This is a genomic window from Nocardia sp. CDC153, assembly GCF_035818515.1.
In the GTDB taxonomy this organism is placed as follows: Bacteria; Actinomycetota; Actinomycetes; order Mycobacteriales; family Mycobacteriaceae; genus Nocardia.
In genome coordinates this window covers 16,607-43,153 of sequence record NZ_JAYKYU010000004.1, presented here as the reverse complement: position 1 = coordinate 43,153, position 26,547 = coordinate 16,607, and the positions used below count along the sequence as shown (strand labels likewise).

23 protein-coding genes are annotated in these 26,547 nt (G+C 68.5%); 8 read left to right on the top strand and 15 right to left on the bottom strand.

All coding sequences use genetic code 11. From position 1 onward, the window contains the following. Positions 1 to 14 precede the first annotated feature (14 nt). Together VMT65_RS22715 and VMT65_RS22710 are read left to right on the top strand one after the other, a co-directional pair. Positions 15 to 725 carry an SDR family NAD(P)-dependent oxidoreductase gene (locus VMT65_RS22715; RefSeq protein WP_326310381.1) on the top strand — a complete coding sequence of 237 codons (711 nt, stop codon included), beginning with the start codon at positions 15 to 17 and terminating at the stop codon, positions 723 to 725. Positions 726 to 763: 38 nt separating this feature from the next. After that, positions 764 to 1,378, top strand: a complete 615-nt coding sequence (locus VMT65_RS22710) for a DinB family protein (protein ID WP_326310380.1) — start codon at positions 764 to 766, stop codon at positions 1,376 to 1,378. Here VMT65_RS22710 and VMT65_RS22705 read toward each other — a convergent pair. From VMT65_RS22705 to VMT65_RS22685, 5 genes are all read right to left on the bottom strand, one after another. Then, entirely contained in the window at positions 1,365 to 1,799 is a 435-nt protein-coding gene (locus VMT65_RS22705; RefSeq protein ID WP_326310379.1) for a thioesterase family protein, read from the bottom strand. The two genes, VMT65_RS22710 and VMT65_RS22705, sit on opposite strands and share 14 nt — an antisense overlap. After that, on the bottom strand, positions 1,796 to 2,359 hold the full coding sequence (locus tag VMT65_RS22700) for a YbaK/EbsC family protein (protein ID WP_326310378.1): 564 nt from the start codon (positions 2,357 to 2,359) through the stop codon (positions 1,796 to 1,798). Before VMT65_RS22700 ends, VMT65_RS22705 begins: the two co-directional genes overlap by 4 nt. Continuing rightward, entirely contained in the window at positions 2,349 to 2,651 is a 303-nt protein-coding gene (locus VMT65_RS22695; RefSeq protein WP_326310377.1) for an ArsR/SmtB family transcription factor, read from the bottom strand. Before VMT65_RS22695 ends, VMT65_RS22700 begins: the two co-directional genes overlap by 11 nt. A gap of 42 nt (positions 2,652 to 2,693) precedes the next feature. After that, entirely contained in the window at positions 2,694 to 4,532 is a 1,839-nt protein-coding gene (gene asnB / locus VMT65_RS22690) for an asparagine synthase (glutamine-hydrolyzing) (RefSeq protein WP_326310376.1), read from the bottom strand. 151 nt (positions 4,533 to 4,683) lie between these two features. After that, positions 4,684 to 5,259: a DapH/DapD/GlmU-related protein gene (locus VMT65_RS22685; protein WP_326310375.1), complete on the bottom strand. Its 576-nt coding sequence runs from the start codon at positions 5,257 to 5,259 to the stop codon at positions 4,684 to 4,686. A gap of 113 nt (positions 5,260 to 5,372) precedes the next feature. Between VMT65_RS22685 and VMT65_RS22680 the strand changes: the two genes are divergently transcribed. Next, positions 5,373 to 7,511, top strand: coding sequence for a heparinase II/III family protein (locus tag VMT65_RS22680; protein WP_326310374.1), 2,139 nt, complete (start codon positions 5,373 to 5,375; stop codon positions 7,509 to 7,511). On the opposite strand, the gene VMT65_RS22675 is transcribed toward VMT65_RS22680, so the two are convergent. The 4 genes from VMT65_RS22675 to VMT65_RS22660 are packed head-to-tail and all read right to left on the bottom strand — an operon-like array spanning position 7,495 to position 11,970. Continuing rightward, positions 7,495 to 8,064, bottom strand: coding sequence for a YdcF family protein (locus VMT65_RS22675; RefSeq protein WP_326310373.1), 570 nt, complete (start codon positions 8,062 to 8,064; stop codon positions 7,495 to 7,497). The two genes, VMT65_RS22680 and VMT65_RS22675, sit on opposite strands and share 17 nt — an antisense overlap. After that, on the bottom strand, positions 8,061 to 9,569 hold the full coding sequence (locus VMT65_RS22670; protein ID WP_326310372.1) for an oligosaccharide flippase family protein: 1,509 nt from the start codon (positions 9,567 to 9,569) through the stop codon (positions 8,061 to 8,063). The genes VMT65_RS22675 and VMT65_RS22670 overlap by 4 nt, the downstream gene beginning before the upstream one ends. Then, positions 9,566 to 10,576 (bottom strand): glycosyltransferase family 2 protein, encoded by a 1,011-nt coding sequence (locus VMT65_RS22665; RefSeq protein ID WP_326310371.1) that lies wholly within the window; start codon positions 10,574 to 10,576, stop codon positions 9,566 to 9,568. Before VMT65_RS22665 ends, VMT65_RS22670 begins: the two co-directional genes overlap by 4 nt. Positions 10,577 to 10,593: 17 nt before the next feature. Continuing rightward, positions 10,594 to 11,970 carry a nucleotide sugar dehydrogenase gene (locus VMT65_RS22660; RefSeq protein WP_326310370.1) on the bottom strand — a complete coding sequence of 459 codons (1,377 nt, stop codon included), beginning with the start codon at positions 11,968 to 11,970 and terminating at the stop codon, positions 10,594 to 10,596. A 206-nt stretch (positions 11,971 to 12,176) separates the two neighbouring features. On the opposite strand from VMT65_RS22660, the gene VMT65_RS22655 reads away from it, so the two are divergent. The 4 genes from VMT65_RS22655 to VMT65_RS22640 are packed head-to-tail and all read left to right on the top strand — an operon-like array spanning position 12,177 to position 17,098. Continuing rightward, positions 12,177 to 13,538 (top strand): phenylacetate--CoA ligase family protein, encoded by a 1,362-nt coding sequence (locus VMT65_RS22655; RefSeq protein WP_326310369.1) that lies wholly within the window; start codon positions 12,177 to 12,179, stop codon positions 13,536 to 13,538. A 49-nt stretch (positions 13,539 to 13,587) separates the two neighbouring features. Further along, positions 13,588 to 14,163: an AMIN-like domain-containing (lipo)protein gene (locus VMT65_RS22650; protein WP_326310368.1), complete on the top strand. Its 576-nt coding sequence runs from the start codon at positions 13,588 to 13,590 to the stop codon at positions 14,161 to 14,163. An 11-nt stretch (positions 14,164 to 14,174) separates the two neighbouring features. Then, on the top strand, positions 14,175 to 15,551 hold the full coding sequence (locus VMT65_RS22645) for a hypothetical protein (RefSeq protein WP_326310367.1): 1,377 nt from the start codon (positions 14,175 to 14,177) through the stop codon (positions 15,549 to 15,551). Then, a complete protein-coding gene (locus tag VMT65_RS22640) occupies positions 15,548 to 17,098 on the top strand; it encodes an O-antigen ligase family protein (RefSeq protein WP_326310366.1) in 1,551 nt (516 codons plus the stop codon). The genes VMT65_RS22645 and VMT65_RS22640 overlap by 4 nt, the downstream gene beginning before the upstream one ends. Here the strand turns inward: VMT65_RS22640 and VMT65_RS22635 are convergent. From VMT65_RS22635 to VMT65_RS22610, 6 genes are read right to left on the bottom strand one after another with little or no spacing between them, the layout of a single operon-like run. Further along, on the bottom strand, positions 17,059 to 18,267 hold the full coding sequence (locus VMT65_RS22635; RefSeq protein ID WP_442790293.1) for a glycosyltransferase family 4 protein: 1,209 nt from the start codon (positions 18,265 to 18,267) through the stop codon (positions 17,059 to 17,061). The genes VMT65_RS22640 and VMT65_RS22635 overlap by 40 nt on opposite strands. A gap of 5 nt (positions 18,268 to 18,272) precedes the next feature. Further along, positions 18,273 to 19,397: a glycosyltransferase gene (locus VMT65_RS22630; RefSeq protein WP_326310364.1), complete on the bottom strand. Its 1,125-nt coding sequence runs from the start codon at positions 19,395 to 19,397 to the stop codon at positions 18,273 to 18,275. Then, positions 19,394 to 20,464, bottom strand: a complete 1,071-nt coding sequence (locus VMT65_RS22625; protein WP_326310363.1) for a glycosyltransferase family 4 protein — start codon at positions 20,462 to 20,464, stop codon at positions 19,394 to 19,396. The genes VMT65_RS22630 and VMT65_RS22625 overlap by 4 nt, the downstream gene beginning before the upstream one ends. A gap of 9 nt (positions 20,465 to 20,473) precedes the next feature. After that, the gene (locus tag VMT65_RS22620; protein WP_326310362.1) at positions 20,474 to 21,886 is read right to left on the bottom strand and encodes a Wzz/FepE/Etk N-terminal domain-containing protein; all 1,413 of its coding nucleotides are present in this window, start codon (positions 21,884 to 21,886) and stop codon (positions 20,474 to 20,476) included. Further along, a complete protein-coding gene (locus VMT65_RS22615; protein WP_326310361.1) occupies positions 21,883 to 23,571 on the bottom strand; it encodes an oligosaccharide flippase family protein in 1,689 nt (562 codons plus the stop codon). The genes VMT65_RS22620 and VMT65_RS22615 overlap by 4 nt, the downstream gene beginning before the upstream one ends. Beyond that, a complete protein-coding gene (locus VMT65_RS22610; protein WP_326310360.1) occupies positions 23,564 to 24,955 on the bottom strand; it encodes a polysaccharide pyruvyl transferase family protein in 1,392 nt (463 codons plus the stop codon). Before VMT65_RS22610 ends, VMT65_RS22615 begins: the two co-directional genes overlap by 8 nt. A gap of 146 nt (positions 24,956 to 25,101) precedes the next feature. Here VMT65_RS22610 and VMT65_RS22605 point away from each other — a divergent pair, with 146 nt between their 5' ends. After that, positions 25,102 to 26,514: a GNAT family N-acetyltransferase gene (locus VMT65_RS22605; RefSeq protein ID WP_326310359.1), complete on the top strand. Its 1,413-nt coding sequence runs from the start codon at positions 25,102 to 25,104 to the stop codon at positions 26,512 to 26,514. The last annotated feature ends 33 nt before the right edge of the window (positions 26,515 to 26,547 follow it).

Sequence of the window (26,547 nt, the reverse complement as noted above, 5' to 3'; positions counted from 1 at the left end):
CTAGCGTCGGCGGTATGACAACAACTTTGATCACCGGAGCCAACAAGGGACTCGGCTACGAGACCGCCCGCCGGCTCGTTGCCGCGGGCCATACCGTCTACGTCGGCAGCCGCGATGCTGCCCGCGGTCGACGCGCCGCCGAACAGTTGGGCGCACGGGCCGTCCAGCTCGACGTCACCGACGACGCCTCCGTACTCGCCGCGGCCGAGACCATAGGGGCGGCAGGCGGGCTCGACGTGCTGGTCAACAATGCCGGAATCGCACCGGAGTGGAGCGCACCCGACGCCGTGGTCGGCGCAGGAGACGTGACCGCGGACTTGATGCGGAAGACGTTCGAGACCAACGTTTTCGGCATGGTCCGCGTGCTGAACGCGTTTCTGCCACAACTTCAGCGGTCCCCCGCCGCGGTGGTGGTCAACGTCAGCAGCGGGTTGGCATCACTGACCCGGTCCTCCACCAATGGCACAGCGGCACACCGCTACCCCGGCGTCGCCTACCCGGCCTCCAAGACCGCCGTCAACGCCATCACCCTGCGCTACGCACACGCATTCCCCACCATCCGCATCAACGCCGTGGAGCCCGGCTTCACCAGCACCGACCTCAACACGGGAACCGGAACACAGACCGTCGAGCAGGGTGCCGAAATCATCGTCCGCATGGCCCAAATCGACCCCACCGGCCCCACCGGCGGATACTTCGACACCGAAGGCCCCCTCCCCTGGTGATCGAGCCATGATATGTGTGTCCTGGCACAGTGGTTGGTATGAGTGTCCCTGGACCGAAAGCGGATCTGCATCGGTACTTGCGTTCTGCCCGCGAAATCATGCTGTGGAAGCTCGAGGGGTTATCCGAGTACGACGTGCGTCGTCCCATGACTCCTACTGGCACAAACCTATTGGGCTTGGTCAAACATCTCGGGGGCGTCGAGCTCGGCTACTTCGGTGACACCTTCGACCGCCCATACGATGAGCCGCTGGCAGTGCACGACTTCGACGCCGATCCCACCGCCGACATGTGGGCCACCCCCGAACAATCACGTCGAGAGATCATCGAGTTCTACCGCAGGGCCTGGGCGCACGCCGACACCACGATCGACACCCTCGACCTCACCGCCGAGGGCTGGGTCCCCTGGTGGTCCGAGGCCCACCGAACCGTCACCCTGCACCAAATCCTGGTGCACGTGATCGCCGAAACCCAACGCCACGCCGGACACGCCGACATCATCCGCGAGCTCATCGACGGCGCCACCGGCCTGGTCGAGGGCAACGACAATATGCCCGCCGACAAAACATTCCAGTGGCAGGAGTATCGAGAGAAGTTGGAGGACGCCGCAAAACGGGCCGCAGGCTCCCTTGCGGATCGCGCTATTGATGGGTGAGCGGGGGGACGGGGATGGTGGTGGCCTTGGTGTTGAGGCGGGCTATGAATTGGTCGGTGGTGATTATGGCGCGGTGATGGGTGCCCTCGCCGATGGTGTCGCAGTCGTCGCGGGCCTGGGCGGACCATTGAATTCGGCGGCCGAGGACGGCGGTGACCTCGATTTGGACGGTGACCGTCATGCCGGGGAGGGAGGGGGCGGCGTGGCTGACGTCGATGTGGGTGCCGACGCTGGATTGGCCCGGGGGCAGGTGCGGGTGGAGGTGGCGTGCGCACGCCCACTCCATCAGGCCGACCAGGTAGCCCGTTGCGAAGACGGCTGGAATCTGTTGGAACTCTGGCGAATCCGGATAGAGGTCGGGGACCGTCCGGCCCGCCGGGATTCGGTAGATCAGCTGCGAGCGGTCACCGACTTCGATCACCGGACTCCACCTCGTGGCACCGCGACGCCTTCGTCGCCGCTGTCGGCCATTTGGGCGATCGGCGCCAACCGAGGCTGGGCCAGCCGGATGTAGTCGTCGGTGGCCAGCGCGATCGAGCGATCCAATCGGGCGGCGTTGAAGTACAGCTCCGGGATCTGCAGCAGCGCCGGATCGGCGATGAGCTCCAACTGCGGGTGGTAGGTGAAAGGCAGTACGGTGCCGCTGACGCTGCCCGCCAACGCCTCCGCCTTGGTCTTGTCCGCGACCGCGACATAGCTGCCGCCCAGCAGCGCCTTGACCGCGGGCAGATCCACCCGAGCATCACCCGGCACCACGGCCAGCACGTACCGCGTCTGCTTCTTGCCGATCTTGACCATGGCGATCAGACATTTGGCCGCATGCCCCACCTCGTGCCCGCGCAGCGCGCTGACCAGGTCGGTGCGCCCTTCCGGGGCGTGGTCGATGAGCCGGTAGTCGGCACCGGCGGCATCGAGGTCCGAAAGCAGCCGCCGATACCGATCGACATCCGGTTCGGCGACCGCGCGGTCGTCACCACTCACCACTCAACAGCTCCTTCGCCTGAGCAATCCGAGATTCATTGCGCCGGTAGAACACCCACTGCTTGATCTTCGTGCCTTCGACCAGCCCGGCCTGGCTCAACACCTTCAGGTGCTCGCCACACGTCGGCTGACTCACGCCCAGCTTCTCGGCCAAGAACAGCGAGCACACCCCGTCGCGAACCAGATCTCCGTCCTGTTGCGGCGGAAAGTGCCGCTCGGGATCACGCAACCACTCGAGGATCAGCAACCGCTTGTCGTTCGCCAGCGCCTTGACCAGAGCCACATCGATCACTTAGCCAGTAAACTAATTAGCTAAATGCCTGTCAACCCCTGTTCAGGCGGTCAAAGATGTTATGTGGCGCTGTAATTCGCGGTGCCAGACCTCGAGGGAGAGCAGGGTCCAGATGCGAGGTTGTTCGTCGCGGGTCCCCGAGATGTGGGCCTCGAGCAGGCGGCGGACTTCGGATTCGGCGCAGATTCCGCCGACGAAAGACGAAGGGCCGGTGAGGAGGTCGAAGGCCATTTCCCGGAGGTGGCCGCGGAACCAGGTGTCCAGTGGAACTTTGAAGCCGACCTTCGGACGGTCGACGAGGTCGTTCGGGAGGTGGCGTCGCGCAACCTCTTTCACCAGCCATTTGGTGGTGCCGCCGCGGACCTTGTAGGCGCTGGGGAGCCGGAAGGCCAACTCGGCGACGCGGTGGTCGAGGAAGGGTGGCCGGAGTTCGAGGGAGGCGGCCATGGACATGCGGTCGCCGCGTTCGAGGAGGTTGTCGGCGAGCCAGGTGTGGACGTCGGCGTAGAGCATGCGGCGCAAGGGGTCTCCGCGACCGTCGAGGTAGGGGGCGAGGACGGTGCGTTCGGGCGGGGCGCCGAGCAGGCGGGTGCGTTCGCGGGCGGTGAAGGGGGCGAACCAGCCGCGCATGCGTTCGGCGTAATTCGGTTCCGACAGCGCGCGCAGGGCCACCGAAAGCCGGGCCTGACGCGGGGAGAGTCGGCCCTCGAGGGCGCGCAGGGGCGCGCCCGGTAGTGCGCCCGCCAGGCAGGTAGTGCGCGCGTAGCGGTATTTCGGGTAGCCGCCGAACAATTCGTCGCTGCCCTCGCCGGAGAGCACCACCTTCACGTGGTCGCGGGCCAACTCGGCCAGGCGGTAGACCGCGACATCGGCCGGTTCGGACAGCGGGGAGTCGCGGAACCAGCTCAGGCGCGCCCAGTTCTCCTCGAAATCGGCGGCGGTGACGATGGTTTCGTGGTGGTCGCTGCCCACGATCTTGGCGGCGACGCGGGCCCATTCGGTTTCGTCGACCCGGTCGTCGCCGAAGGCGGCCGAGAAGGTGTGCAGCCCTTCGCCCGCGCGCTGCCGGGCGACCAGGGCGCAGATAAGGCTGCTGTCCACGCCGCCGGAGAGGTACGCGCCCACCGGCACATCGGCGACCAGTGCGTCGCGCACCGAATTCCGCAGAGCGTCATCGAGGAGTTCGACGGCGCGTTCCGGACCGACCTGCAAGGTTTCGCCCTCGGCCGGGAGCTGCCAGTACGGCGCGATCCGCACCTTGCCGTCCGCGCGCACCACGAGGTGATGCCCCTGCGGCACCTTCCGCACCCCGTCGAGGAAGGTATACGGCGCGGGAACCGACCGGTGTGCCAGGAAGTCGTGCAGGCTGGCGGTGTCCACCCGCGGCGATTCGATGACCGGCAGCAGCGCCTTGATCTCCGAGGCGAAGGCGAAGAACGTGTCGGTCGCGTAGTAGTACAGCGGCAGGATGCCGAGCCGATCCCGGAACAGGTGGGTCTCGCCGGTCGCGGAATCGTGGATGGCGTAGGCGAATTGCCCGCGCAGCGCCCCGACGCCGGACGGTCCGTACTTGTCGTACATGGCGAGCAGCACCTCGGTGTCGCCGCGCGTGGTGAACGGATAGTCCAGACCGGTCCGTAGCTCTCGGTAGTTCAGGACCTCACCGTTGTAGGTGATGTGCGTGCGCGGCCCCGCCATCGGCTGCGCCGATCCGGCCACGTCGATAATGGCCAGTCGGGCATGGGCGAAACCGACCGACCCCTCCACCCAGACCCCGTGGTCGTCCGGGCCCCGATGGTGCAGTCTCCGGCCCATTTCCGCGAGCAGTTCCCTGCTCACGGGCGCGCCGTCGAAGCGGCGCACACCGGCTATTCCGCACACATCGTCTCCAGTTCGCCGTCAAACCTCACGTACTTCCTCCCCCTATGTGCCGCCCTGCTTCTCAGAGTAGTCGTGCCCGAGCGCCGGTGCCGATTCTCGCCGAGCCGGTGCGGTTCCTGTAATGCGTTGCCACATCGCCGAATTGGCGAGACTACCGCGAGGCGTGATCGATGTCCGACTTGGCCGGGCGAGACCCGTCCGGATTGCGGATGATCTTGGCGGGCACCCCGGCGACATGCGCCCCCGCCGGAACGTCCTTGGTCACGACCGCGCCCGCCTTGATTTCCACGCCATCGCCGATGGTGACGCCCACCACAATCGCATTGGGCCCGATCCAGACGTCGTCGCCGATGATCGGCCACCGCCCGGGCGCGCCGCTGGCCAGCGAGACGCCGTGGTGGATCCGACAGCGCGCGCCGACCTTGGCTCCGGAGTTCACGCACAGCAGCCCGGTGTGCGCGATCGACAGCCCCGGGCCGAACACATTGCGCGGCACCGTGAATCCGAGCCGCTCACCCAGCAGTTTGACGCGCAGTGCGTACCACGCGAACAGCACCCGCCCCAGCGGGTCGGTGCGAACATTGCCCCAGTACTCCGACTTGCGCAGCAACCGCTGGAAATACACCGGCCGCTGGGTCAGCCGGTAGCGCAGCCGCCAGCGCTCGAGGCCATTGGCCGCCAGATCCTCAGCGAGGTAGCGCCGCAGGCTCTCCTTGGAGTCGATCACCGGCTGATCCTCCCTCACCGGTCAGCCGGTCCACAACCAATTCTCGCGGTATGGTCCACACCGTTGTATTTCCACGGGGGTGTGTGCACGCCGTGTCGGAAGGGGCCCTCAGGGTGAGCCGCCTGAACTGGTATCTGCGTCGGCTGCGCGCCATGAGCGGCCCGGAGATCATCTGGCGCGCAGGACGATTGCGATATCGCGCGCTGAACCGGCCGATCACGTGGGCGGCGGCGCGGAGTTCGATCTTCGGGCGCGTCGAGCCCGACTGGGCGGGGCTGCTCGAGCGTTTCCGCGACGGCACGGATCGACCGGTCCTGCTCGATCGCGCGCGCGCCGAATCGCTTGCCGTGCAGTGCCCCGACGAGGTCGCGGCGGTGGTCGCCGCCGCCGAGCAGGTGCTGGCGGGCAAGGTGCGGTATTTCGGCTATCCGCTGGTCGGCGTGGGTGCCAGCATCGACTGGAACTTCGACGCGCAGTCCGGAATCCGCTGGCCCAGCGTGAATTCCGAACGCATCGACCACCGCACCGCCGCCGGTGATCCCAAGTGGATCTGGGAGTTGAACCGGCTCCAGCATCTGCCGTGGCTGGCCCAGGCGTGGCTGTTCACCGGTGAGGACCGCTTCGCCGATGCCGCCTTCGAGCACCTCGACGGTTGGATCGAGCAGCAGCCGCCGGGCACGGGCATCGCCTGGCGCGGGGCGTTCGAGTGCGGGTTGCGCGCGATCTCGGTGGCCATCGCGGTGCAGGGTCTGCGCACCGCACCGGGTTTGACCGCCGAGCGCTACGCGCGCATCGTGACGCTGCTGGCCGAGAGCGCGCGCCGCTGCTGGGCGGAGCGCTCGCTGTTCAGTTCGGCCAACAATCATTTGATCGGTGAACTGACCGGGCTCGCGGTGGTGGCGATCCTGGTGCCGGATTTGCCCGACGCGGTGCGTTGGGAGCGGGATGCGCTGGCGGCGCTCGCCGAACACGCCGATCGCCAGATACTGGCCGACGGTGCGGGCGCGGAACAGGCTGTGGCCTATCAGCTTTTCACCGTGGAACTGCTCGGGATCGTGTACGGCCTGCTGGCCCTGCGCGGCACCCCGCCGCCGCGGCTCGGAGCGGCGATCACCCGCAGCGCGCGGTATCTGGCGCTGCTGGTCGGCGATACCGATCCCCAGCCGCGATTCGGCGATGACGACGGCGGTTTCGCCCTGCGGCTCGGGCCCGAGGAGGTGCGTACGGTGCGTGAACACCTGGGCATCGTCAACGCGCTGCTCCCCGACCCGGCGGCCGCGCGTGCCGCCACCGACACGGTGACCGCCGCGTGGTGGCGAGCCGCGCTCGGCACCGCCTCCACCGCCGCGGACAGCGAATCCGGTGTGGCGTCGGAGGTTCCGGGCAGCGGCTACGCGGCCGACGGCGGTCTGGTGGTGCTGCGTTCGCGGGGTCGGCGCATCACGATGGACGTCGGTCCGCTCGGCTATCTCTCGATCGCCGCGCACGGACACGCGGACGCGCTGGCGGTGACGCTGGCCGCCGACGGGGTCGAGTTGATCGGGGATCCGGGCACGGCCAGCTATTACGGGCATCCGGAATGGCGTGCGGCGCACCGGAGTACGCGGGCGCATGCGACGGTGACCGTGGACGGGATGGATCAGTCCGTGGTGGCAGGGCCGTTCATGTGGAGCGCGCACGCCGGGGTCCGGGTGCGGGCGGTGGATATCGAGCGCGGCGTGGTGGATGCCGAACACGACGGATACCGTCGCCTGGCCGAGCCGGTGGTCCATCGGCGCTGGCTGATCGCGCCGCCCGATCGCGACGCCGTCGCCGTGGTGGATCTGTTGTCCGGCACCGGGATTCACACCGCGGACGTGTCCTGGCCCCTGCACCCGGCCCTGGAGGTGAGCGAGGTCGACGGCGGCCAGGTGGCGGTCGTGGACGGTAATCCGCTGCTGGCGCTCGCCTATGCCGCGACGGTCCCCCTCGATACCGCACGGGTCCGCGGCGACGAGCAGACGAATCTCGGCTGGTGGTCGGAACGGCTGGAGTCACGGGAACCGTCCTGGCTGATCGGCGCTCGCTGCGGCGGCGCAGGGCCTTTCGCGGTGGTCACGGTGTTGAGTCTCGACGCCGAGCCGGTCCGCGACCTCCGGATCGGTCTCTCCGGCGAGGAGATTCGGGCGAACTGGACCGAGGCGGGCGGCCGCCACACGCTGACCATCGACACGAGCCGCGACGGCAGCGCCGAGCTCAGCAGCGATCGATGAGCGCCCGTCCGTAACCGGCGGTCTGATAGACGTAGGACCAGGCCCAGTACCAGGGCTGGATCTCCTGCTCAGTGGGCCGCATGATGAGATCGCCGGAAAAGCACCGGTGCAGGATGAATCTCGCCCGCGACAGGTGCGGCCGCATGGTGACGACGATGACCGTCTTCCAGCCGCGCTCACCGGCCAGCCGACGCAGTTCGCGCCCCTCCCCCAGGGTGGTCGGCGGATTCGGGGCGAAGCATTCGAGGGTGAATCCGGTTTGCGGCGTCCGGCAGGGTTCACGCACCTCGTCGATATCGGTGTCCTCGCCATAGGGATTGGAGAACAGCACCGTCGAGGCGTATCCGCGACGGCCCAATTCCAGTCCGAGCGCGTACCGCTCGACGCCTTCGCCACCGAGGACCAGGATGGCGTCGGCGGGCCGCAGCGGATCCACCTGCGGGCGGACATAGACCGGGAAACCCGCGGCAAACACCGCCGCCAGGACGGCGAGAACGACACCGGCGAGCACCCACCGGCGGCGGGTTCGAAACCCGCCCCACTTCCGCGTCACCGTCGCCGCACCGCGAATACCGGTGAGGTGGGCGAAATCACCCGCAGCACAACCAGAAACAGCGCCGCGAAGGCCAGGGTCTCGACGACGAGGAGTCCCAGGCCGGGCGCGACGGCTCGCTGTCCGGCGTGCAGGACCAGATGCTCGAGCAGACTCGCCGCGACGGCGGCGAGGGCGGCCGCGACGAGCGGGGGTAGCAGGCAACGCGCCAGTTCACCTCGGGTCACATCGACGACGGTACGCGACCTCACAAGACCGGTCAGTCCGGTGAGCAGGGCCGACACCGACAGCGCCACGCCGACGCCGAACAGGCCGTGCGACACCAGGATCAGTACCAGCGGAATGGCGGTCACCGCGCCGACCCCGGTCATCCAGTTGATCGCCTCGGGTCGTCCGGCTCCCTTCAGCGCCTCCGCGCACACCGACATGAGCGCGTAGCCGATGCCCACCCCGGCCATGGATTCCACCAGCACGCCCGCGCCCTGCCAAGGCCGCCCGAGCAGCAGCACCACCGCAGGCTCCCCGAGCACGGCCAATAGCGCCGAGGCGGGCACCACGGCCAGCCACATCCAGCTCAACGCGGTGAGGAAGCCGCGCCGGAAGCGTTCCCGCTCCCCCGCGATGCTCGCGAAGGCCGGAAACAGGACATACGAACAGATTTGGATGATCGCCATCACCGGCAGAAAGGCCAGCCTGCGACCATTGCGATAGTTGCCCAGCGCGTCGGTGCGCAACCGATGGCCGACGAAGATCACCTCGAACGCCTCGATGGCCCGCTCCACGACGCTCTCGATGAGCAGCGGCAGCGCGAACACGGCCATCTCCCGCCACACCCGCACCCGGAACCGCCCGCGCCCCGGCCGCCACCGCGACAGTCGCCAGGCCGCCACCGCGGACACCAGCACCGCGGCGTAGTATCCCGCGACCAGCGCCCACACCCCGAAGCCGCACGCCGCCAAGGTGATCGACACCCCGGCGAAGGCCACCGCATTGGCCGGATCCACGATCACCCGACGCTCGAACTGGAACGACCGCTGCATCATCGCGTCCGGCACCGACATGAGCGAGGTGAACACCACCGTCCCCGCGCACGCCGCCGCCACCGCCGCCACCTGCCCGCTGTGAAAGACCACCCCCAGCACCGGCGCGGTCGCGACCAACACCCCCGCGACCACCACCCCCGACCCCAGCGTCACCCAGAAGACCGTCTCGGCCGCATCGTCGACCTCGTCCTGCCGCTGAATCAGCGCATGACTCAACGAACTGTGCGAGAACACCACCACGAAGGTCGTCAACACGGTCCCCGCCGTGAACACACCCACCTGCCCGGGCGACAGCAAATGCGCCAGCACCAGCGTCTGAATCAGCGCGACAACCTGCACCGATCCCATCCCGATGGCCGACAGCACCGCCCCGCGCCGCAAAACCCCGCGCAGCCCACCGGACTCGGATACGGCCACTTCGGTCGGTGTGCCGGTGGGGGTTGCGGGGTCGTTGGGGGTCACCGGCGGGTGGCGGTTGCTATGCGGCCCGCGATTCGGGTGATGCGTTCGGATACTTGCTGTTTGAGGGGGTGCACCTTGCGCAGCGCACCCGGGGCCACGGTGACGGCGGCGGTGACCGCGGCGGCGCGGAAGGTTTTCCGTTGGGCGAAGGCGGCGCGGGCGGAGCGGCGGGCCTCGGCGTCGTCGTGGGCGAGCAGGGCCTGTTGGGCCTTGCGGAGCAGGACCCAGTACCGGAAGGTGCGCAGGGTTTTGTCCAGCGCGGCTTTGGCTTCGGGGTCGGCGGGGGCGGCCCAGGAGAAGGAGCGTTCCAGCTCCTCCATGAAGGCGTACACCTTGGCCGGGTCCCGGGTCAGCGAGTCGCCGCGAATTCGGAAGCGGGCCAGGCGTTGTGGGAGGACGCGAATGTCGTAGCGGCCGACCATGCGGATCCAGATGGCCACCGATTCGTGCAGTTCCTGCCCACCGCGGTCGTAGCCGCCGACCGCGTCCCAGGCGGGTCGGCGAATGGCGGCCGTGTAGTACGGCATGAGTCCGCCGAGCAGATCGGTCAGGGTCAACCGATGCGCCGGATCGGGCTTCTGCTTCACATTGGTCGAGCGGTAGTACGCCACGGGTAGGTCCGCGCCGGTGTCGTCGAATCGGTAGGCGTCGCAACCGATCGCGTCGATTCCGGGTTCGGCGTCGAACACCGCCTGGATCGTCTCGCAGAACTCGGGCATGACCTGGTCGTCACTGTCGAGGACCACCACGGCGCGCCCGGTGGCCACCGCCGAGGCTGCCATGACACCGCCGTCGTAGCCCTTGTTCTCCTGCCGGACCAGCCGAATCCGCGGATCCTCGCGGTAGGACTCGACGATCTCGGCGATCTCGTCGGACATCCCGTTGTCCACGACGATGAGCTCCCAGTCCGGAAACGTCTGCGCCACCACCGATTCGATGGTGTCGCGCAGATACGCCTCGGTCTTGTACGCCGTCGTCAGAAAGCTGAACGCGGGTGCTGCCCCCATCGAATTCCCCCTACCGGTTACCACCCGATACCCACATAACCCGGCTGTTGCCGCCGCTGCGCCGCCCCGGGCAGACGCACCAGATCGATGACGGTGCGCTCGGGCCCGAGCCCGTCCACCGCCGCGACCACCGCGGGTTCCTTGGACCCCGCGATGAAGATCTCACAGTGTGCCACAACGGCATCGATGTCATCGGTGAGCAGTTCGCCGATGTGCGGCAGCCGCTCCTCGATGAAGTCGCGGTTCGCGCCCATGAGCCGCGACAGCGCCACATTGGCGTCGTAGATGAGTACGTCGTAGCCCTTGCCGATGAGTCGCTCGGCGAATTCCACCAGCGGGCTCTCGCGCAGGTCGTCGGTCCCGGCCTTGAACGACAGGCCGAAGATGCCAACCCGCTTGCGCCCCAGCGAGATCACCAGATCCACCGCGCGCCGGATCTGCGCCTCGTTGGAGACCAGCACGTTCTGCAGCACCGGCAGTTCCAGATCGTGCTGGCGCGCCGTGTGATTGATCGCCCGCACGTCCTTGGGTAGGCAGGAGCCGCCGAAGGCGAAGCCGGGCCGCAGATAGGCCGGGCTGATATTGAGCTTGGTGTCGGCCAGGAAGATGTCCATGACCGCGTGCGAATCGAGGCCGAGTGTTGCGCATAGCGCACCGATCTCGTTGCCGAACGTTACCTTGAGCGCATGGAAGCTGTTGTCGACGTACTTGGTGATCTCCGCCACGGCGATGGGCACCCGGAAGCGCGGTCCGGGCAGCCCGTCGTAGAGGCTGGTCATCTCGTCGCCGGTGCGCTCGTCGCTTTGGCCGATAACGGTTTTGGGCGGGTTCTCGAAGTCGCGCACGCTGCTGCCCTCGCGCAGGAACTCGGGGTTCACGCAGACCCCGAAGTCGATTCCCACGCGTTTGCCGGAGGTGCGTTCGAGGATCGGGATGAGGCTGTGCTCGCAGGTGCCGGGCACCATGGTGCTGCGGTAGGCGATCACGTGCCAGCCGGGTTTGTCGGCCAGCGCGGCCCCGATCTGCTCGCTGACTCGTTCCAGGTAGGCCATGGAAAGCCCACCCCCGCTACCGGAGGGCGTGCCCACGCAGACGATCGAAACATCGCTGTTCGCAACGGCTTCCGCGACATCCTCGGTGACGGTCAGCCGACCGGCCGCCACCACCTCGGCGATGAGTTCGCCGATGCGTTCCTCCACCACGGGCGTGCGCCCCTGCCGAATGAACTCCAGCTTCTGCGGATTCACGTCCACCCCGACCACCGCGTGCCCGCGAGCAGCGAAGCAGGCCGCCGACACGCAGCCGACGTATCCCAGTCCGAAGACGCTCACCCCCAGTTCGCGGCCTGTTCGCCGCGGCTCTCCGTCGCCCACCCACCGGTCCTGCTCGTCCACGTTGCCCACCACCAGGGATCGTCGCTACCGCCGAATTGTTTTATACCAACGTATTCGGAGATTCGCTGGCGTTATTATCGGCCGGTGCGGTGCACGACGGGTCTCGCCTCCGTCGTGTACATTGCGGTCGGGGGTGGAGACTATGCCGGGGCAAACTCGGGCACCGGCTGGGGGATCGCGGATTGATGGCACTATCGACAGTCGGCTTGACACTGAAGTACCAGCTACGACGAACGCATCCGCAGCGCAGCCGCCTGCACAAACGCCTGCGCGAACTGGAACACGCTGACGCCGATGCGATTCGGGCATATCAGGAGCAACGGCTGCGGGCGCTGGTGTGCATCGCGGCCCGGCGTTCGCCGTTCTACCGGGAGTTCTTCCGGACCTCCGGGGTCGATCCCCGGTCGATAAGGACCCTCGACGATCTGACCCGGCTGCCGCTGCTCTCGCGCCAGGATCTGGCCGAACGGTCCGACGACTTCCGCACGCTGCCGCGCTGGCTCATGCGCTCGGCGCGCTCCGGCGGCACCTCGGGGGTGCCGATCGAATGCCATCGCACCCTCGGCTCGGCCATGTTCGAGGTGGCGGCGCTGGAGCGGCAGTGGAGCTGGTTCGGGGTCTCCCCGAACGCGCGCCGAGTCATCTTGCGCGGCAACACCTTTGCCACCGACGGCAAGCGCCCGACCCTGACGGTGCCGGGCGCGCGTCAGCTGCTGGTGTCGAGCTATCACCTCACCCCCGATCGCGTGGACGTGATCGCCGAGGACATCCGCCGCTTCGGCCCCGATGTGGTGGAGGGTTGGCCGTCGAGCATCGCGCTGCTGGCGGCGCTGCTGCGCGACCGCGACATCCGCATCCCGGTGCGGGCGGTGATCACCTCCTCGGAGGTGATGGCCCCCGGCCAGCGCGCCGTCATCGCGCGGGTCTTCGACGCGCCGATCGTCGACCACTACGGGCAGACCGAGCGGGCCGCCATGGCCGGGGTCTGTGAGGCGGGCGGCTATCACGTCTTCCCGCACTACGGGATCGTGGAGCTGCTGCCGGTGCCGGACGCGCCGGACCGGTGGGAGATCGTGGGAACCTCCTTGCAGAACAAGGGTTTTCCGCTGTTCCGCTATCGCACCGGCGACGAGGTGCGCCCGGCCACGCCCGGCCCGTGCCCGTGCGGGCGCGCGTTCCCGCTGTTGGGTGTGGTGGACGGGCGCGTGGAGGACACCTTCGTCTCCGCCGACGGCCGCCCCCTGCCGCTGCCGTCGAGCATCGTGGACGATCTGACCGGATTGCGGGAGGCCCAGATCGCCCAGCTGCGGCCGGGTGTCTTCGAACTGCGGGTGGTGCCCGGCACCGGATTCTCCGAGGCCCGCACCACCGCGCACGCCCGCCGGAATATCGCGCGCCAGTTCGGATCCGGGCAGGAGCTGCGAGTTCGGGTGTTCGACGTGCTGCCCCGGCCCGCGAGTGGAAAGCTCAAGACCGCGGTCGTGGAGCCCGGGTCGAGTGTGAAACCCAGGTCGACAACGGACGAAACACCGCTGCGGCGGCCCACGATACCCGGGCAGCGGACGTAGTTGCGAGAACGTAGTGGCGGGGGCGTGTGATGAGAGAGGTGGGGCCGCGGTGGACGGTCGCTGCGCGAGATCGACGGTGCTGGCGGCGGTTTCGCTGGTCCTGGCCGGAAGCGTCGCGGCCTGCGGCGGCGGTTCGGACACCCAGCCGAATCAGCCGGTCACGGTGACCACGACCGAGACGGTCGACGAATTCGCGGCCCGCGACCGCACTCCGGACCCCGGCGCGGTGGGCATCGGTCTGACGAGCATCACACTGGCGCACACGAATTCGGCCGATCAGGTGACCTTCGAGTTCACCGGCGCCTCGATTCCGGGTTGGGCGGTGCACTACGTGAATCAGCCGATTCAGAACGGCACCCGGGCCGCGTTCCCGGTGACCGGGGAGTCGGTGATCGAGGTGCTGATTCGCGAGGCCGCCAATCCGTTCGGTTCCGGCGCGCCCGCCTACTCGGGTCCGCAGGTCGTGACCGATGCGGGGACGGTCGCGGTCGGCGAGGTGCGCTACGCCAGCCAGGTGCGCGGTGTGACACAGGCTTTTATCGGTCTGGTGACCCCGCAGCGCAAGTTCCGGGTGACCGGACTGACGAATCCGACGCGGGTCGTCGTGGAGATCGATCACCGATGACCGGGGGAGACATGGGAACAAGCACGCTCAGCGTGGTCATCGACCGCATTTGGCAGCGCCGCTGGCTGGTGGCGGCCGTGGCGCTGGTGGTGGCGTTCGGCGCGTACTACACCGCACACGGGCGCATGACGACTTATACGGCGCGGGTGCTGGTTTCGGCGGGTTCGAACCGCCCGCCCACCCAGGACGCGATTCTGGCGCAGGGGTTCACCTACTACCTCAACGATCCGTCGTATCAGGCCTCGCTCGGGCACAAGAAGGGTTTCCCGGACGGCATCAACAGCTTCTCGGCGCAGTTCGTGGCGGCCAGTCCCCTGTTCTACGTGCAGGTGACGGCGAATTCGGCGGCGGCGGCCGTCGCCGCGGCCCCCAAGGTCGCGCAGCTGTACGTCGATGATGTCAATGGCCGTCTGGACGCGAACCGGGCCGCGACCGCCGATGCCATGACGGCGTCGATGATGAAGGTGTGGAGTGATCGGCTGGCGGCCAACGACCCGAATGCCTACAGCGCGCAGATCCAGTTGCAGCAGGCCATCGACGTTCTCAATGCCGACACCCAGAATCGGCTGACCGTCCTGCAATCCGGTGCGGGCGCGACACCCATCGGTCCCGGCAAGACCAAGACGATGGGCACCGGCATCATCGGCGGCCTCATCCTCGGCTGCGTGGTGGCGCTCATGGCCGGGGCGGGCACGCGGCGGCTCTACACCGATTACGACGTGGCCGAGAAGACCGGAGTCAAACCGCTGGACGTGATTCCGGCCGGGGGCAGTCCGCGCCGGGATGCCCGCCGCGATGTGGCGCTGCGCCACGTGGCCAATCTCGTCTCGCGGGAATGTACGCGGACGCCGACTTCGATTGCGGTGGCTCCGGTTTCGCGCGGACCCGGCGGTACCCATATCGCCCGCGCCATTGCCGAGCACCGGGCGGCGCAGGGCACCAAGACCATTTTCCTCGACACCGATCTGCGCGATCCGGGCGACGGGCAGGCGGGTGTCGTCGACTATCTCGAGGGCCGCATCCGCGACCTGCGGGAGCTGACGCACCATGGCGCGGCGGGTTTCGCGGAGATCAAGTCCGGTGCCGCCGGCGGCGATCCCTACCCGCTGTTCGACCGCCGACGGGTGCGCGAGTTGCTGCACACCGCCGGTGCCGCCGCCGATCTCGTGGTGGTGCGGGTGCCGCCGCTGAGCCTCGCGGCCGAGGCGCAGATCGTGGCCGATGTCGCGGACCTCACCATCCTCGTGATCGAGTGCGGCCGGACCCGGGTGCGGGAAGTGACCGAGGCGGTGCGGGCGGTGAACCAGGTCGGCGCGGAGGTGCTCGGCGCGGTGCTGATCGACTCCGCCGCGGGCCGGGGTCCGCTGCGACGCTGGATCCGCCGATGATTCCCGGTCCGGTGGCGGATCGCTTCCGGCAGTTCGGGTTCGCGGGTCCGACGGCCGAGCGGGTGCGTCAGCTGGTCATCATCGCCTCGGCGCTGGTGGTCGGGCTCGGCGTCATGCTCGAGCTGTCGAAGAAGGCGCCCGGCGGACTGGGTGTGGTGGCGGCGGCCGGTGGCATTGCCGCGGCCATGGCGGTCATCGGTCTGCGGGATCCGCGGTGGGCCTTCGTCTTCATGATGGTGGCGACCTTCCTGCGTCCCGCGATCCCCAAGATCCTGCCGACCACCGACCCGTTCGTGCTGGCCTTCGGCGGCCTGATCATCTCGGCGCTGGCCTGGATGCGCGGCCGACCGGAGCGCCGGGTGCGGATCGGTGCCATCGAATGCGCGATGCTGCTGTACGTGCTGTGGAATCTGAACTCGATTCTGCAGGCGCACGAATACCAGCCCATCCTGTATCCGCTGACCGGTGAAATGCTGGACCTACGGCGCTATCTCATCATCGGCACGGTCATGCCGTTCGCCACCTATCTGATCGCGCGCATGATCTTCAGCACCCGCGCCGCCGTCGGATTCCTGGTCGGCACGCTGCTGGGCTGCAGCGCGTACTCGGCGTGGGTGAGCATCATGCAGTTCTACGGGCCGAAGAGTCTGATCTGGCCCAAATACATTGCCTACGCCCCGGCCTGGGCCGAGCGCGCCTGCGGGCTGCCGAATCAGCCGGAGGTCAACGGCCTGATCCTGATTGTCGGGTATGTGCTGTCGCTGGTGTTGATGAGCAGCGAGAAGCGGCCGCGCTGGCAGAAGATCGGGCTGGCGGTCATCGCGGCGGCGTGCGCGGTGTCGGTGTATCTGACGCACACGCGCTCGATCTGGCTGGATTTCGCGGTGGTGGTGCTGCTGGCGATCGTGCTGGGCAAGGGTTTTCGCACCGGATTCGTGGTGACGGCCCTCGCGGCGACCACGATCATCGCCATGAACTGGTCGACGTTCACCTCCGCCGACCGCAAGGCGGGCGGTGTGGCCTCGACCAATGAGGTCTACGACCGGCTCAATGCCGACACCACCGCGGTGTGGGCGTGGACGCAGAAGCCGTTCAGCGGGTGGGGTCTGGGCCGGTTCGTCATGGTGAACACCTATCGGCACCAACAGTATTCGCCGTTCACCCCGTGGGAGCGCGGGCTCGGCATTCCGGCCCACGAGACCGAGCTGGGCATTCTCGCCGAGCTCGGCATTGTCGGGCTGCTGTTGTGGTTGACGGTGCTGATCCTGTTGTCGCGGCGGCTCCTGCTGGCCTATCTGCGACTGCCCGCCGAGGGGCTGATGGGTCGTCCGTTGGCCTTCACCGCGGCCACGGCGTTCGTCTCATTGCTGCTGGGCGGTGTTTTCGTGGATCTGCGGCTGTTCGACTATCCGAGCACCATGGTCTTCGCGCTGGTCGGCGCGACGGTCGGGGCCGCCGATCGATTGCCCCGACCTCCGAAGGTGAACCCGCTCGAGGCGGGTCGGGCTCACCGGGCCGAATTGCGCGCGGCGAACAGCTCGGCGTAGAAGCCCAGCAGTCGCTGTCGCGAAGTGTCCCAGGACAATTCGCGTTCGACCCGGTCGCGGCCGAGTTCACCCATCTGCTTGCGCCGCACCGGATCGTCGAGGAGTTCGGCGATGGCCGCGCCGAAAGCGGCCTCGTCATTGGCGGGGACGTAGACCGCGGCCTCGCCCGCCGAGACCCGGGCCTCGGTGAGTTCGAAGGAAACCAGCGGACGTGACATCGCCATGTACTCGACGACCTTGTTCATGGTCGACACGTCGTTGAGCGGGTTGTACGGGTCCGGGGACAGGCAGATGTCGGCGGTCGACAGGCAGGTCTGCACGAACTCGTCGGAGACCCGGCCGGTGAATTCGACGATGTCGTCGAGCTTCAGTTCCTTCGACAGCGCGACCAGGTCGTCGAAGGCGTCGCCCGCGCCCATGAAGATGAAGTGGGTGTCGGTGCGGCCGAGGTCGTCTCGCAGGTGGGCGATGGCGCGCAGGGCATAATCCACGCCGTCCTGCGGGCCCATCACGCCCAGATACGCTCCCAGATAGGCCTTTCCGCGCTTGAGGGCCGGATCCGGTGTGCGCGGGACGAATCGCGACAGGTCCGGCGCGCTGCGGACCACGGTCACCTTGTCCGGGTCCATGCGCCCGCGTTCGATGGCGACGCGGCGATAGCTCTCATTGGTGGAGATGACCGCGTCCGCGCATGCGAAGGTGATGCGCTCCAACAACATCGACGCCCGGTACAGCAGCGTGCCGCCGCCTTCGAAGCGGGACAGGAACAGCTCCGGCACCAGATCGTGGTGATCGAAGACGAAGCGGGTGCCGCCGATTCGCAACACCAGGGCGATGAGGAACAGCAGGTCCGGCGGATTGCAGGCGTGGACCACGTCGATCGGTCCGGCCCGGCGTACGCGCAGCGCGATGCGCAGCGTATGGAACAGTGCCAGCGAGTATTCGCGCAGATATCCGGCCGGTCCCCCGGTGGCCGGTCGCAAGGGGTAGCGCAGGATGTCGACGCCTTCGATGCTGGCCTCGGCCTCGCGATCCTGCTTGGTGCCCATCGGGCAGATGACCGTCACCCGGTATCCGGCGTCGACCAGCGCGCGGCTCTCCTGCCACACCCGCCGATCGAAGGGCACCGAGAGATTCTCGACCAAAATCAGAATGTGTTGTCCCGCCACGCTTGTCATCCCCTGCGCACAACTTCCTCCACGGCCCGCTCGGCGGCCGTGATGCTGGTTTTCGAGCTGAATTCGGTTTCCACGCGGACCCGCGCGGCCGCGCCCATGCGGCGGCGCAGGGGCTCATCGGTGAGCACGGCGATCAGTTTGTCCGCCAAGGCATTCGGGTCGCGAGGCGGGACCAGGTAGCCCGTCACGCCGTCCTCGACCATCTCCAGCACGCCGCCCACCGCCGTACATACCGCGGGGCGTCCGGCGGCCATGGCCTCCAGGACCGCCATCGGGAAGCACTCGACGCTGTGTGAGCTGAGCACCACCACCTGCACGGCGCGCAGAACATCGGCGACATCGGGGCGCGAACCCGCGAGGACCACCCGATCGCCGATGTCCAATTCCCTTGTCAGGGCTTCGATTCGGCCGCGCTCGGGACCGTCGCCGACGATCAGGAATCGGGCTTCGGGCACGGTGTCGACCACCCGGCGCGCGGCACGCAGAAAGGTTTCGTGGTCCTTCTCCGGGCGCAGGGCCGCCACGATGGCGACCACCGGTTCGTCAGCGCCGATGCCGAGATCGGCGATCGCGCCGCGGTCGTCGCTGGTCTCGTAGAGCGCCGGATCCACCCCGTTGTGGATGATCCGGATCTTCTCCCTTGGATAGCCGAGTTCGCCGGTCATGTAGTCGATCTGGGCGTTGGCCACCCCGAAATAGGCTGCGGTGCATCGATCCAGCACCCGGTCGGCCAGCTCCCGAGCCCGCCCGCGCGGTTCGACATCGCCGTGATTGTGCACCCAGACAACCGAATTCGGGACCCTGGTCAGCCAGGCCGCGACGCGACCGAGCCCCTCGGCGTTGTAGCCGCGCGTGATCACCACGTCGGGTCGCTCGCGCCGCAGCACCCGCGCGATGTCCCAGAGTGCCCGCACCGCTTGGCGTTTGGTTCGGTGCAGCGCCCGCGCGGGCACTCCCGCGGCAGCCAGCTCGCCGAACAGCTCCCCTTCCTCGCCGATGCACAGCACCGAGGGCGTGAAGCGGCCGCGGTCGAGATGGGGCATGAGGGTGGTCACGTGTCGTTCGGCCCCGCCCACCCGCAGGTCCGGAACCAGGTACAGCACCCGGATCGGTCGGTTCACGATCCGATCTCCCGGTAGATGCGGTCGAAGCGCCGCCACACCACGTCGATGTCGAATTCCTCGCGCACGCGCTGTAATGCCGCCGCCCCCAATCGTTCCCGCAGGGCGTCGTCGTCGATGGCGCGCCCCAGCGCCACGGCCAGGTCCTCGGCCGCGCCGGGCGGCACCACCAGCCCGCAGCGTTCGTCGATCATGTCGGGTATCCCACCGACCGGGCAGGTCACCACGCACAGTCCGCGCGCCATGGCCTCGAGAATGGCCATCGGCTGCCCTTCCCGATGCGAGGGCAGCACCAGCACCTGCGAGACGTCCAGGAGTTCGGGAACCCGTTGCGGCTCCAGCCATCCGGTGATCTCCACGGTCGAGGCGATGCCCAGATCGGCGGTCATCTTGCGGGCGCGCTCGACCGCGCCGGCCCCGGCGACCGTCAGCCGCGGCGGCGGCGCGTCACCGCGCGCGTCGAGCATTCGATGCCAGGCTTCGAGCAGAGTGAAGGTGCCCTTGCGCTCGCCGACCTCGCCCAGGAACAGCACCCGCACCGGATGGCCGGGCCGCTGGTCGACCGGGGCGGCCGGGCGGATGGCATTGGACACCACCGTGATTCGCGCGGTCGGGGCGATGGCGCGCAGGGCGTCCGCCCACGGCTCCCCCAGCGCGATCACCACCGCCGCACCGCCGATGGAATCGCGGATGGCGGCGCGCAGCGCGCGATTGGCCCCCTCGTAGAAGACGCTGAAATCCGAGCCGTGCACATGCAGGACCACCGGGATGCGCAGCACCCGGGCCAGCAGTTCGAACAGGTATTTACGCGGAAAGCTGCCGTAGGACGACATGTGCAGGTGCACCACCGTCGGCCGGTGCACCAGCAGCCGGTAGGCGTAGACGAACACCGCCACCTGATACGCCGCGAGTTTGGTGGCGATACTGCCGTCCCGGTGGGTGGGCACATGGTCGATGTGCCATTCGTCCCACAGCGGCGTGGAGCGCATATCGCGCACGAACGACGCCACGCCGCCGCGCGTCGACATACTGGTCGAGACCCACAGGGCCCGTTGTTTTTTCGTCACTGCGGTACGTCACTGTCGGGGGCTGAGGGGTTGTGCGTCGGCGTGGTTCCAGCGAATGCGTTCGGTCGGCGGGTCCGCGGGCGGCGGCGGTTCGGCGGCCTCCTCGGGTTCATCGCCCTCGACGAGCACCGCGCCCAGCACCGTCGCTCCCGCCCCGTCGAGCAGATGCCGCGCCTGGCGTGCCGCGCCCACCTTCATGGACCGGTCCAGCACCAGCACCGTGGTCGCCGCCTCGGCGACGAGCACCTGGGTCTCGACCGCGTCGTTCACCGGCGGGGCGATGACGACGACCAGATCGGCCAGCTCGTGCAGGTCGGAGAGCAAGCGCGCGAACCGTTCTCGGCTCAGCGCGGTGAACGGGTCCTCCCCCGTGCTGCCCGGCTGTAGTTCCCGCAACTCCGGCATGCGGGTGGCCCTGAGCACCGTGTCCAATTCGACGCGGCCGGACACCACTTCACCGACGCCGCTGCCCGAGGGGCGACGCAGATCGGCGTGCACGAGGATGGTGCGCACGCCCTGTCGTGCGCGCTCCTCGGCGATGGCTCGCGCGACCGCCGCGATACCGGTGCTGGATTCGGGCGCGGTGACCGCGATCGTGGCCTTGCGTGCCGGAACGGCCAGACCGGCGGCGGTGGCCACCTGCCGGAAGGCCTTGTCCCGCAACCCGGGTTGCTTGCTCGACGGGCCGGGCACCACCGCGAGCGCGGTCAGTCCGACCCGCTGCTCGATCTCGTCGGCGCTGCGCAACCGCCGCGACGCCAGGGCGACCGCGTAGGCGGCCACCACACCGGCCAGCAGCCCGCCGACACCGTAGGTCAGCAGCGTCGGCAGCCGCGAGGGCACCGTGCGCACCGGATCCGAGGCGGCCTGCAAATCGATGAGCTTGTTCGAGGTGTCGGCATTGATACGGTTGATCTGATCCTGCATCTGGGTCAGCGACGCGTCGCTCACCACGCCGTTGGCGGCGCGAATATCGTCGAAGGGCTTGCGCACCGCCGCGATGGCCGAATCCTGCGCGGCGCGCAGACTCGCATTGATCTCGTCGCGGAAGGCGCTGCCCGCCTTGGTCGCCGCGTCCTTGGCCACCTGCGGCGTGGAGGCGGTCGCCTCCAGATACAGGATCGGACTCGACGCCACCGTCCGCGCGGTCAGCGTCACGTCGGCCGGAACCGTCTTGGCCGACCGCAGTTTCGACTGATACGCCGGATCCATGAAGTACTGCGCGTAGCCGACCGAGAGCACCGCGTCCTGATCGGGGGCGCGATTGGGCGAACCGATCGTCAGGGTCAACCGACTGGTGTAGGCGGGTTGCAGATCCCGGGTGGAGACGAAACCCAGCGCCACCGCCAGGACGGTGATCGCCAGAATCAGCCATTTCCTGCGCCAGAGTCTGCGGAGGTGAACCGTTGTGGCGCTGTTCAATTCGTCTCCCTCGGGGTTCGAAGCCGCGCGTCTGGGATTATCGCGCGCCGGGCGCGGCCGTTACGACGCAGACGGGCGGTCAATCGTGCTGCCAACCGCGCGAATCCGATCACGATGTCGGGTGCGAGCACGTACAGCACGAGCAGGTACAACACGGTGAAGGCGAGCACGCCCACCAGCAGCATTCCGATGCCCAGCGCGATCGGCCGGGCATCGGAATGCAGGATCCGGTGTTCGAGCACCCAGCTCACGCCGATGGCGATGACCGCGGCGGGCAGCGGTGGGCCGACCGCCCGCAGCAGATCGCGCACGCGGACGCCCATGACCGAGCGCGCCAGTATGGTCACCACGACGCCCACGATGAGCATGGTCGTCGAGGTCGCCAGGCCGACGCCGATCAGTCCGAAGAATTTGATGCCGACCAGCAGCAGGCTGATGCCCAGGCCCAGTTCGACCATGGTCTGCCAGTTCAGCAGTGCGGTGCGTCCCGCGCCCTTGATGGCTTCCTCGCCCACGCTCATCCAGGCCTTGCCCAGGCCCAGACCCGCCATGGCCACGACCACCGTGCCCGCCTCCCGCCAGCGCGCGCCGAACACCAACACCACGGTCTGCTCGCCGAAGACGATGATGAGCCCGGACAGCAGGGCCGCGCCGACCGTGGTGAGCCGAATGGCCCGCAGATACGCCGCCGCCAGGCGTTCGGGATCGCCGTCCTCGGCAATGCGGGCGAAGGCCGGAAACAGCGACACCGCACCGACTTCCACGATGAAGCGGACCGGGATCTGCGCGATGCGCTGCCCGTAGCGGTAGAAGCCCAGCGACGCGGAGTTCAGGCCGCGCCCGACCACCGCCGCCTCGACCATGGTCTGCACGCGTGCGCCGATCATATTGACCACCACGGGCGATCCGAATCGGGCCAGCTCGCGCCACATTCGGATCGACGCGTGCCCGCGGCCGGGCCGCCAGCGCGCCAGCCACCACACCGCGACGACCCAGACCACGTAGGACGCGTAGGTGCCCACGACCATGCTCCACACGCCGAACCCGCACGCGGCCAGCGCCACCGACACCACGGCGAAGCTGACCGACACCGCCGGGCCCACGATGATTCGGCGTTTGACGCTGAATTCCCGCTGTAGCAGGGCTTCTGGAACATTGGTCAGCGAGAACAGCAGCAGGAAGCCCGAGGTCACCGCGGCGATGGTGCCGATGGTGCGATTGTGGAAGAGCAGGCCGATGACCGGCGCGGCGGCCAGCGCGCCGAGGGTGACCGCCAGACCGTTCACCAGTGTCGCGCGGAAGACGGTTTCGGCGGCGTCGGCGACCTGCTCGTCGCGCTGCACCAGCCCCGAGCGCAGACCGCCCTCGACGAAGGTGGTCAGCAGCATGGTGATGACCGTGCCCGCCGCGAACATGCCGACCTCGTCGGGGCTCAACAACCGTGCCAGCGCGACGGTTTGGGCCAGCGAGACCAGCTCGCCGAAGATCAGCGCGAGCGCGGAAGCCGCCGCCACCTTGCCGATTCGCTTGGTGAGGTTGCCGTCGTCGCCGGGCGGGGCTTCGACCGGAGGCGCGGGGGGCGCCAGATCGTAGCGCGGCAGTTCGACGGTGTCGTCCCACCGCCCGATGAGTTCGTAGGCCCGGACCGTGGCCCGGTCCCGATCCTCCCGGTCGAATCTATGCATGTTCGGCGTGGGTTTCTTCGAGGAGCCCGAATAGTCGCTCGAAGGCCGCGCGGCTGGCCAGCACTTGGGCGTCGGCGCTGGCGCGCAAGGGTTCCCGCAGCACCGGGGCCTCGTCCCAGGCGGCGCGGATGGCCGCGGGCAGGTGGGCGTTCAGCTCCGGATCGTCGAGGTGGACCAGGCGGACACCGCCGCCGAACATATCGGCCAGGCCGAGGAATTTGTCGTCGTAGTACTCGGTGGAGGTCAGGCCGACCACCGGAATGCCTTGGCTCAGTGCGAAGACGGCGAGATGGTAGGCGCCGGTGACCAGCATGCGGCAGCGGCCGACCGCGGTGGCCACCGCGCCGGGACGGACGAATCTGCCGACCGGTTCGACCGGGTTCGCGCTGCCCTCGACGAGCGGCACCGTGGTCGCCCGATCCGGGGAGCCGGGGGTCTCGGCGATGATCAGCGGCACCAGCCGTGCCCCGAATTCGCTCGCGGCCGCGCGCAGCGCCGAGCCGACCGTTTCCTGGGCTCGCGCGGCCACCGGAGAGTATTTGGCTACCCGCAGGCAAACACCAATGTCATTGCCCGGGCTAACTTTTCGCTTGGCCTGGGCCAGTTCGATCGCATCGTCGCCGGTGACCACGACCGCGCTCGACGGCACGCCGAGCGATTCGAGGAGTTCGGGGCCGCGCCGCCGCTCGCGCAGGGCGATGAGGGGCAGCTTGCCCAGCGCCTGGGTGGCGCGGGCGCGCAGTTCCGGATCGCGCAGGGGGCCGAGGCCCTGACCCACCATGGCGGCGGGAATTCCCGCGCCGCAGGCGTATTCGAGCAGGTCCAGCACCCGACCGGCCTGCGGAATATCGGCGTCGGTCATGTATCCGCCGCCGAGCGCGACGACCAGTGACGACTCCCGGACGGCTCGTGCCGCACCGGGATGGCGGCGTTCGATTCTCGGGACGACATCCTCGGTAGGCACAGCCTCGGAGGTGCTTGACGCCTCCGGCTCGGCCGCCGATGATCTCCGAGACAGCGTGTCCCGCAGGAGATCTCGCGCCCGGATCGCCTTCGGCAGCGCCCAGGCGCGGGCGCGCAGCGCGGCCACCGCGGGCGGTCCGGCCACCGCGGGACCGGCCGCGGCGGCGAAACGTTCGATCCGGCCTGGCGCGCCCCAGGGGTCGCGGTCGCCCACGGTGATTCCCAGCACACCGGGGAAGTAGGCGGCCACCAGCGCCGGGGATTCGGTCATGACGCCGACGGTGGCCAGTGGCCAGCGCTCGCGAATGCGGCGCACGGTCACCTCGAGCATGGCGAGGTCACCGTAGTTGCGCAGCCAGTACTCACTGTTCTCGATGAGAATGCGGTGTCCGGCCCCACCGCACGGCAGTCCGGTTCCCATCTCGACCTCCCCCGGTCATCTGCAAGGGCTGCCCGAACCTTGCGAACTGGCGCGGCTTGCTGTGCCAACGGTAACTCAATTAGCCACAACCGCAGAGTCTTTGCAACTTCTCGCGAACCTGTGAGCGGTCGGGTAGCTTCTGGTTCATGCCGCACCTTGCCGCGGTCCGTGGATCCGCCCTGCGCCGGGTCCGCCTCGGTCCCCTGCAGGTCGACGGACACAGCATGATCGTCCGCAATACCCGGCTCACCGATTTCGACCGCTGGCGCGAGATCCGCCTGCGCGACCGAGAATTCATCGAACCGTACTGGACCACCTCCGCCCTGACCTGGGACCAACGCCACACCCGAACCTGGTGGATCCGCGAATACCTCCGCCTCCGCTGGGCCTGGGCCCGAGGCCGCGCCCTCCCCCTGAGCATCGTGATCGACGGCGAATTCGCCGGCCAATGCGCCCTGAACCCCATCGACCCCCACCACCGCTCCGCCGAACTCGGCATCTGGATGGACTCCCGCTCCGCCCGCCACGCCGTCGGCTCCCTCGCCGGCGCACTAACTGTCGACTACGCCTTCACCACCCTCGGCCTACACCGTGTCACCGCCCCCACCTGCGTCGACAACCGACCGGCCCGCCTGGCAACCAGCCGCTCCGGAATGCGCCTGGAAGCCACCATGGTTCGCGCCCTCTCCGTCGGCGGCCACCCCCGCGACCACGAACTCTGGGCCGTCACCACCGACCAGATGCCACCCGGCGGCTGGGTAGCGGGCCTCATCGCCGCAGGCGTCCGCGCCGAGCGCCCGGAGACGAATCGGTCCGGCCGCAGGCGGCGCTCACGCACCCGGAGCCCACAACGATCCGCACCCACGAACCCGCCAGACACACTGTCCGCCAGCGCGCGAGACACCTCGCCCACACCTGACACCGAACCCCGCGAGCCAGGCGCGATCCCCGTGGGCGAGCGAGACGCGGTGACCATGGGCGCGCGAGACGCGGTGCGCTGGAGTGTGGCGGTTTTCGCCGTCGGTCTTCGCTTTCTGTTGGGCACGTTGGCGCGGGGTGTTATCTCGGCGGTGCGGCGAGGTGGCGGGGACGCACTGCCGGACCGCATCGATGGCGTGGATACGGACAATCAGCCAATTTCATTGCACAAGCGACCAATTCGCGGCCGTCTACATCGCGGGGCGTCTCCCGATGGCTACGACGTTCTGGCGGTCGGGCAACCGATCGGCTGGCTCGAGCTCGTACCGACCGGGCCGAACGCGAGCCTTGCCATGGGGTTTCGTCCGCAGCACGCGTCCAGCTCGGCCGCAGCCGCGCTCGCTCTGCTGATCGCCACCGCATTCGAGGATTTCGGCGTGGAACGTGTCGAAGTTCGCATCGATACCGACCACCCCCATCTTTCCGCGCTGGCTGCGGCGGCCGGCCTGCGGCGGGAGGGTGTGCTTACCGGGGCTCGGCGGGAACCGGACGGCCGCTTTCTTGATGTGGAGCTGTGGGCGGTGACCAGGGCGGAGGAGGGGGCGAGAACTGGTCGCGCACAGGCGCATCCGAAGCGGTAGAGTGCGCCGTAGCCGACCGCTGGGGGTTTCGGT

Coding starts and splice junctions, on each gene's coding strand:
- VMT65_RS22715 (WP_326310381.1), top strand. CDS start 15: ATGACAACAACTTTGATCACCGGAGCCAACAAGGGACTCGGCTACGAG.
- VMT65_RS22710 (WP_326310380.1), top strand. CDS start 764: ATGAGTGTCCCTGGACCGAAAGCGGATCTGCATCGGTACTTGCGTTCT.
- VMT65_RS22665 (WP_326310371.1), bottom strand. CDS start 10,576: ATGGGGGCAGCACCCGCGTTCAGCTTTCTGACGACGGCGTACAAGACC.
- VMT65_RS22645 (WP_326310367.1), top strand. CDS start 14,175: ATGGGAACAAGCACGCTCAGCGTGGTCATCGACCGCATTTGGCAGCGC.
- VMT65_RS22640 (WP_326310366.1), top strand. CDS start 15,548: ATGATTCCCGGTCCGGTGGCGGATCGCTTCCGGCAGTTCGGGTTCGCG.
- VMT65_RS22615 (WP_326310361.1), bottom strand. CDS start 23,571: ATGCATAGATTCGACCGGGAGGATCGGGACCGGGCCACGGTCCGGGCC.
- VMT65_RS22610 (WP_326310360.1), bottom strand. CDS start 24,955: ATGGGAACCGGACTGCCGTGCGGTGGGGCCGGACACCGCATTCTCATC.
- VMT65_RS22605 (WP_326310359.1), top strand. CDS start 25,102: ATGCCGCACCTTGCCGCGGTCCGTGGATCCGCCCTGCGCCGGGTCCGC.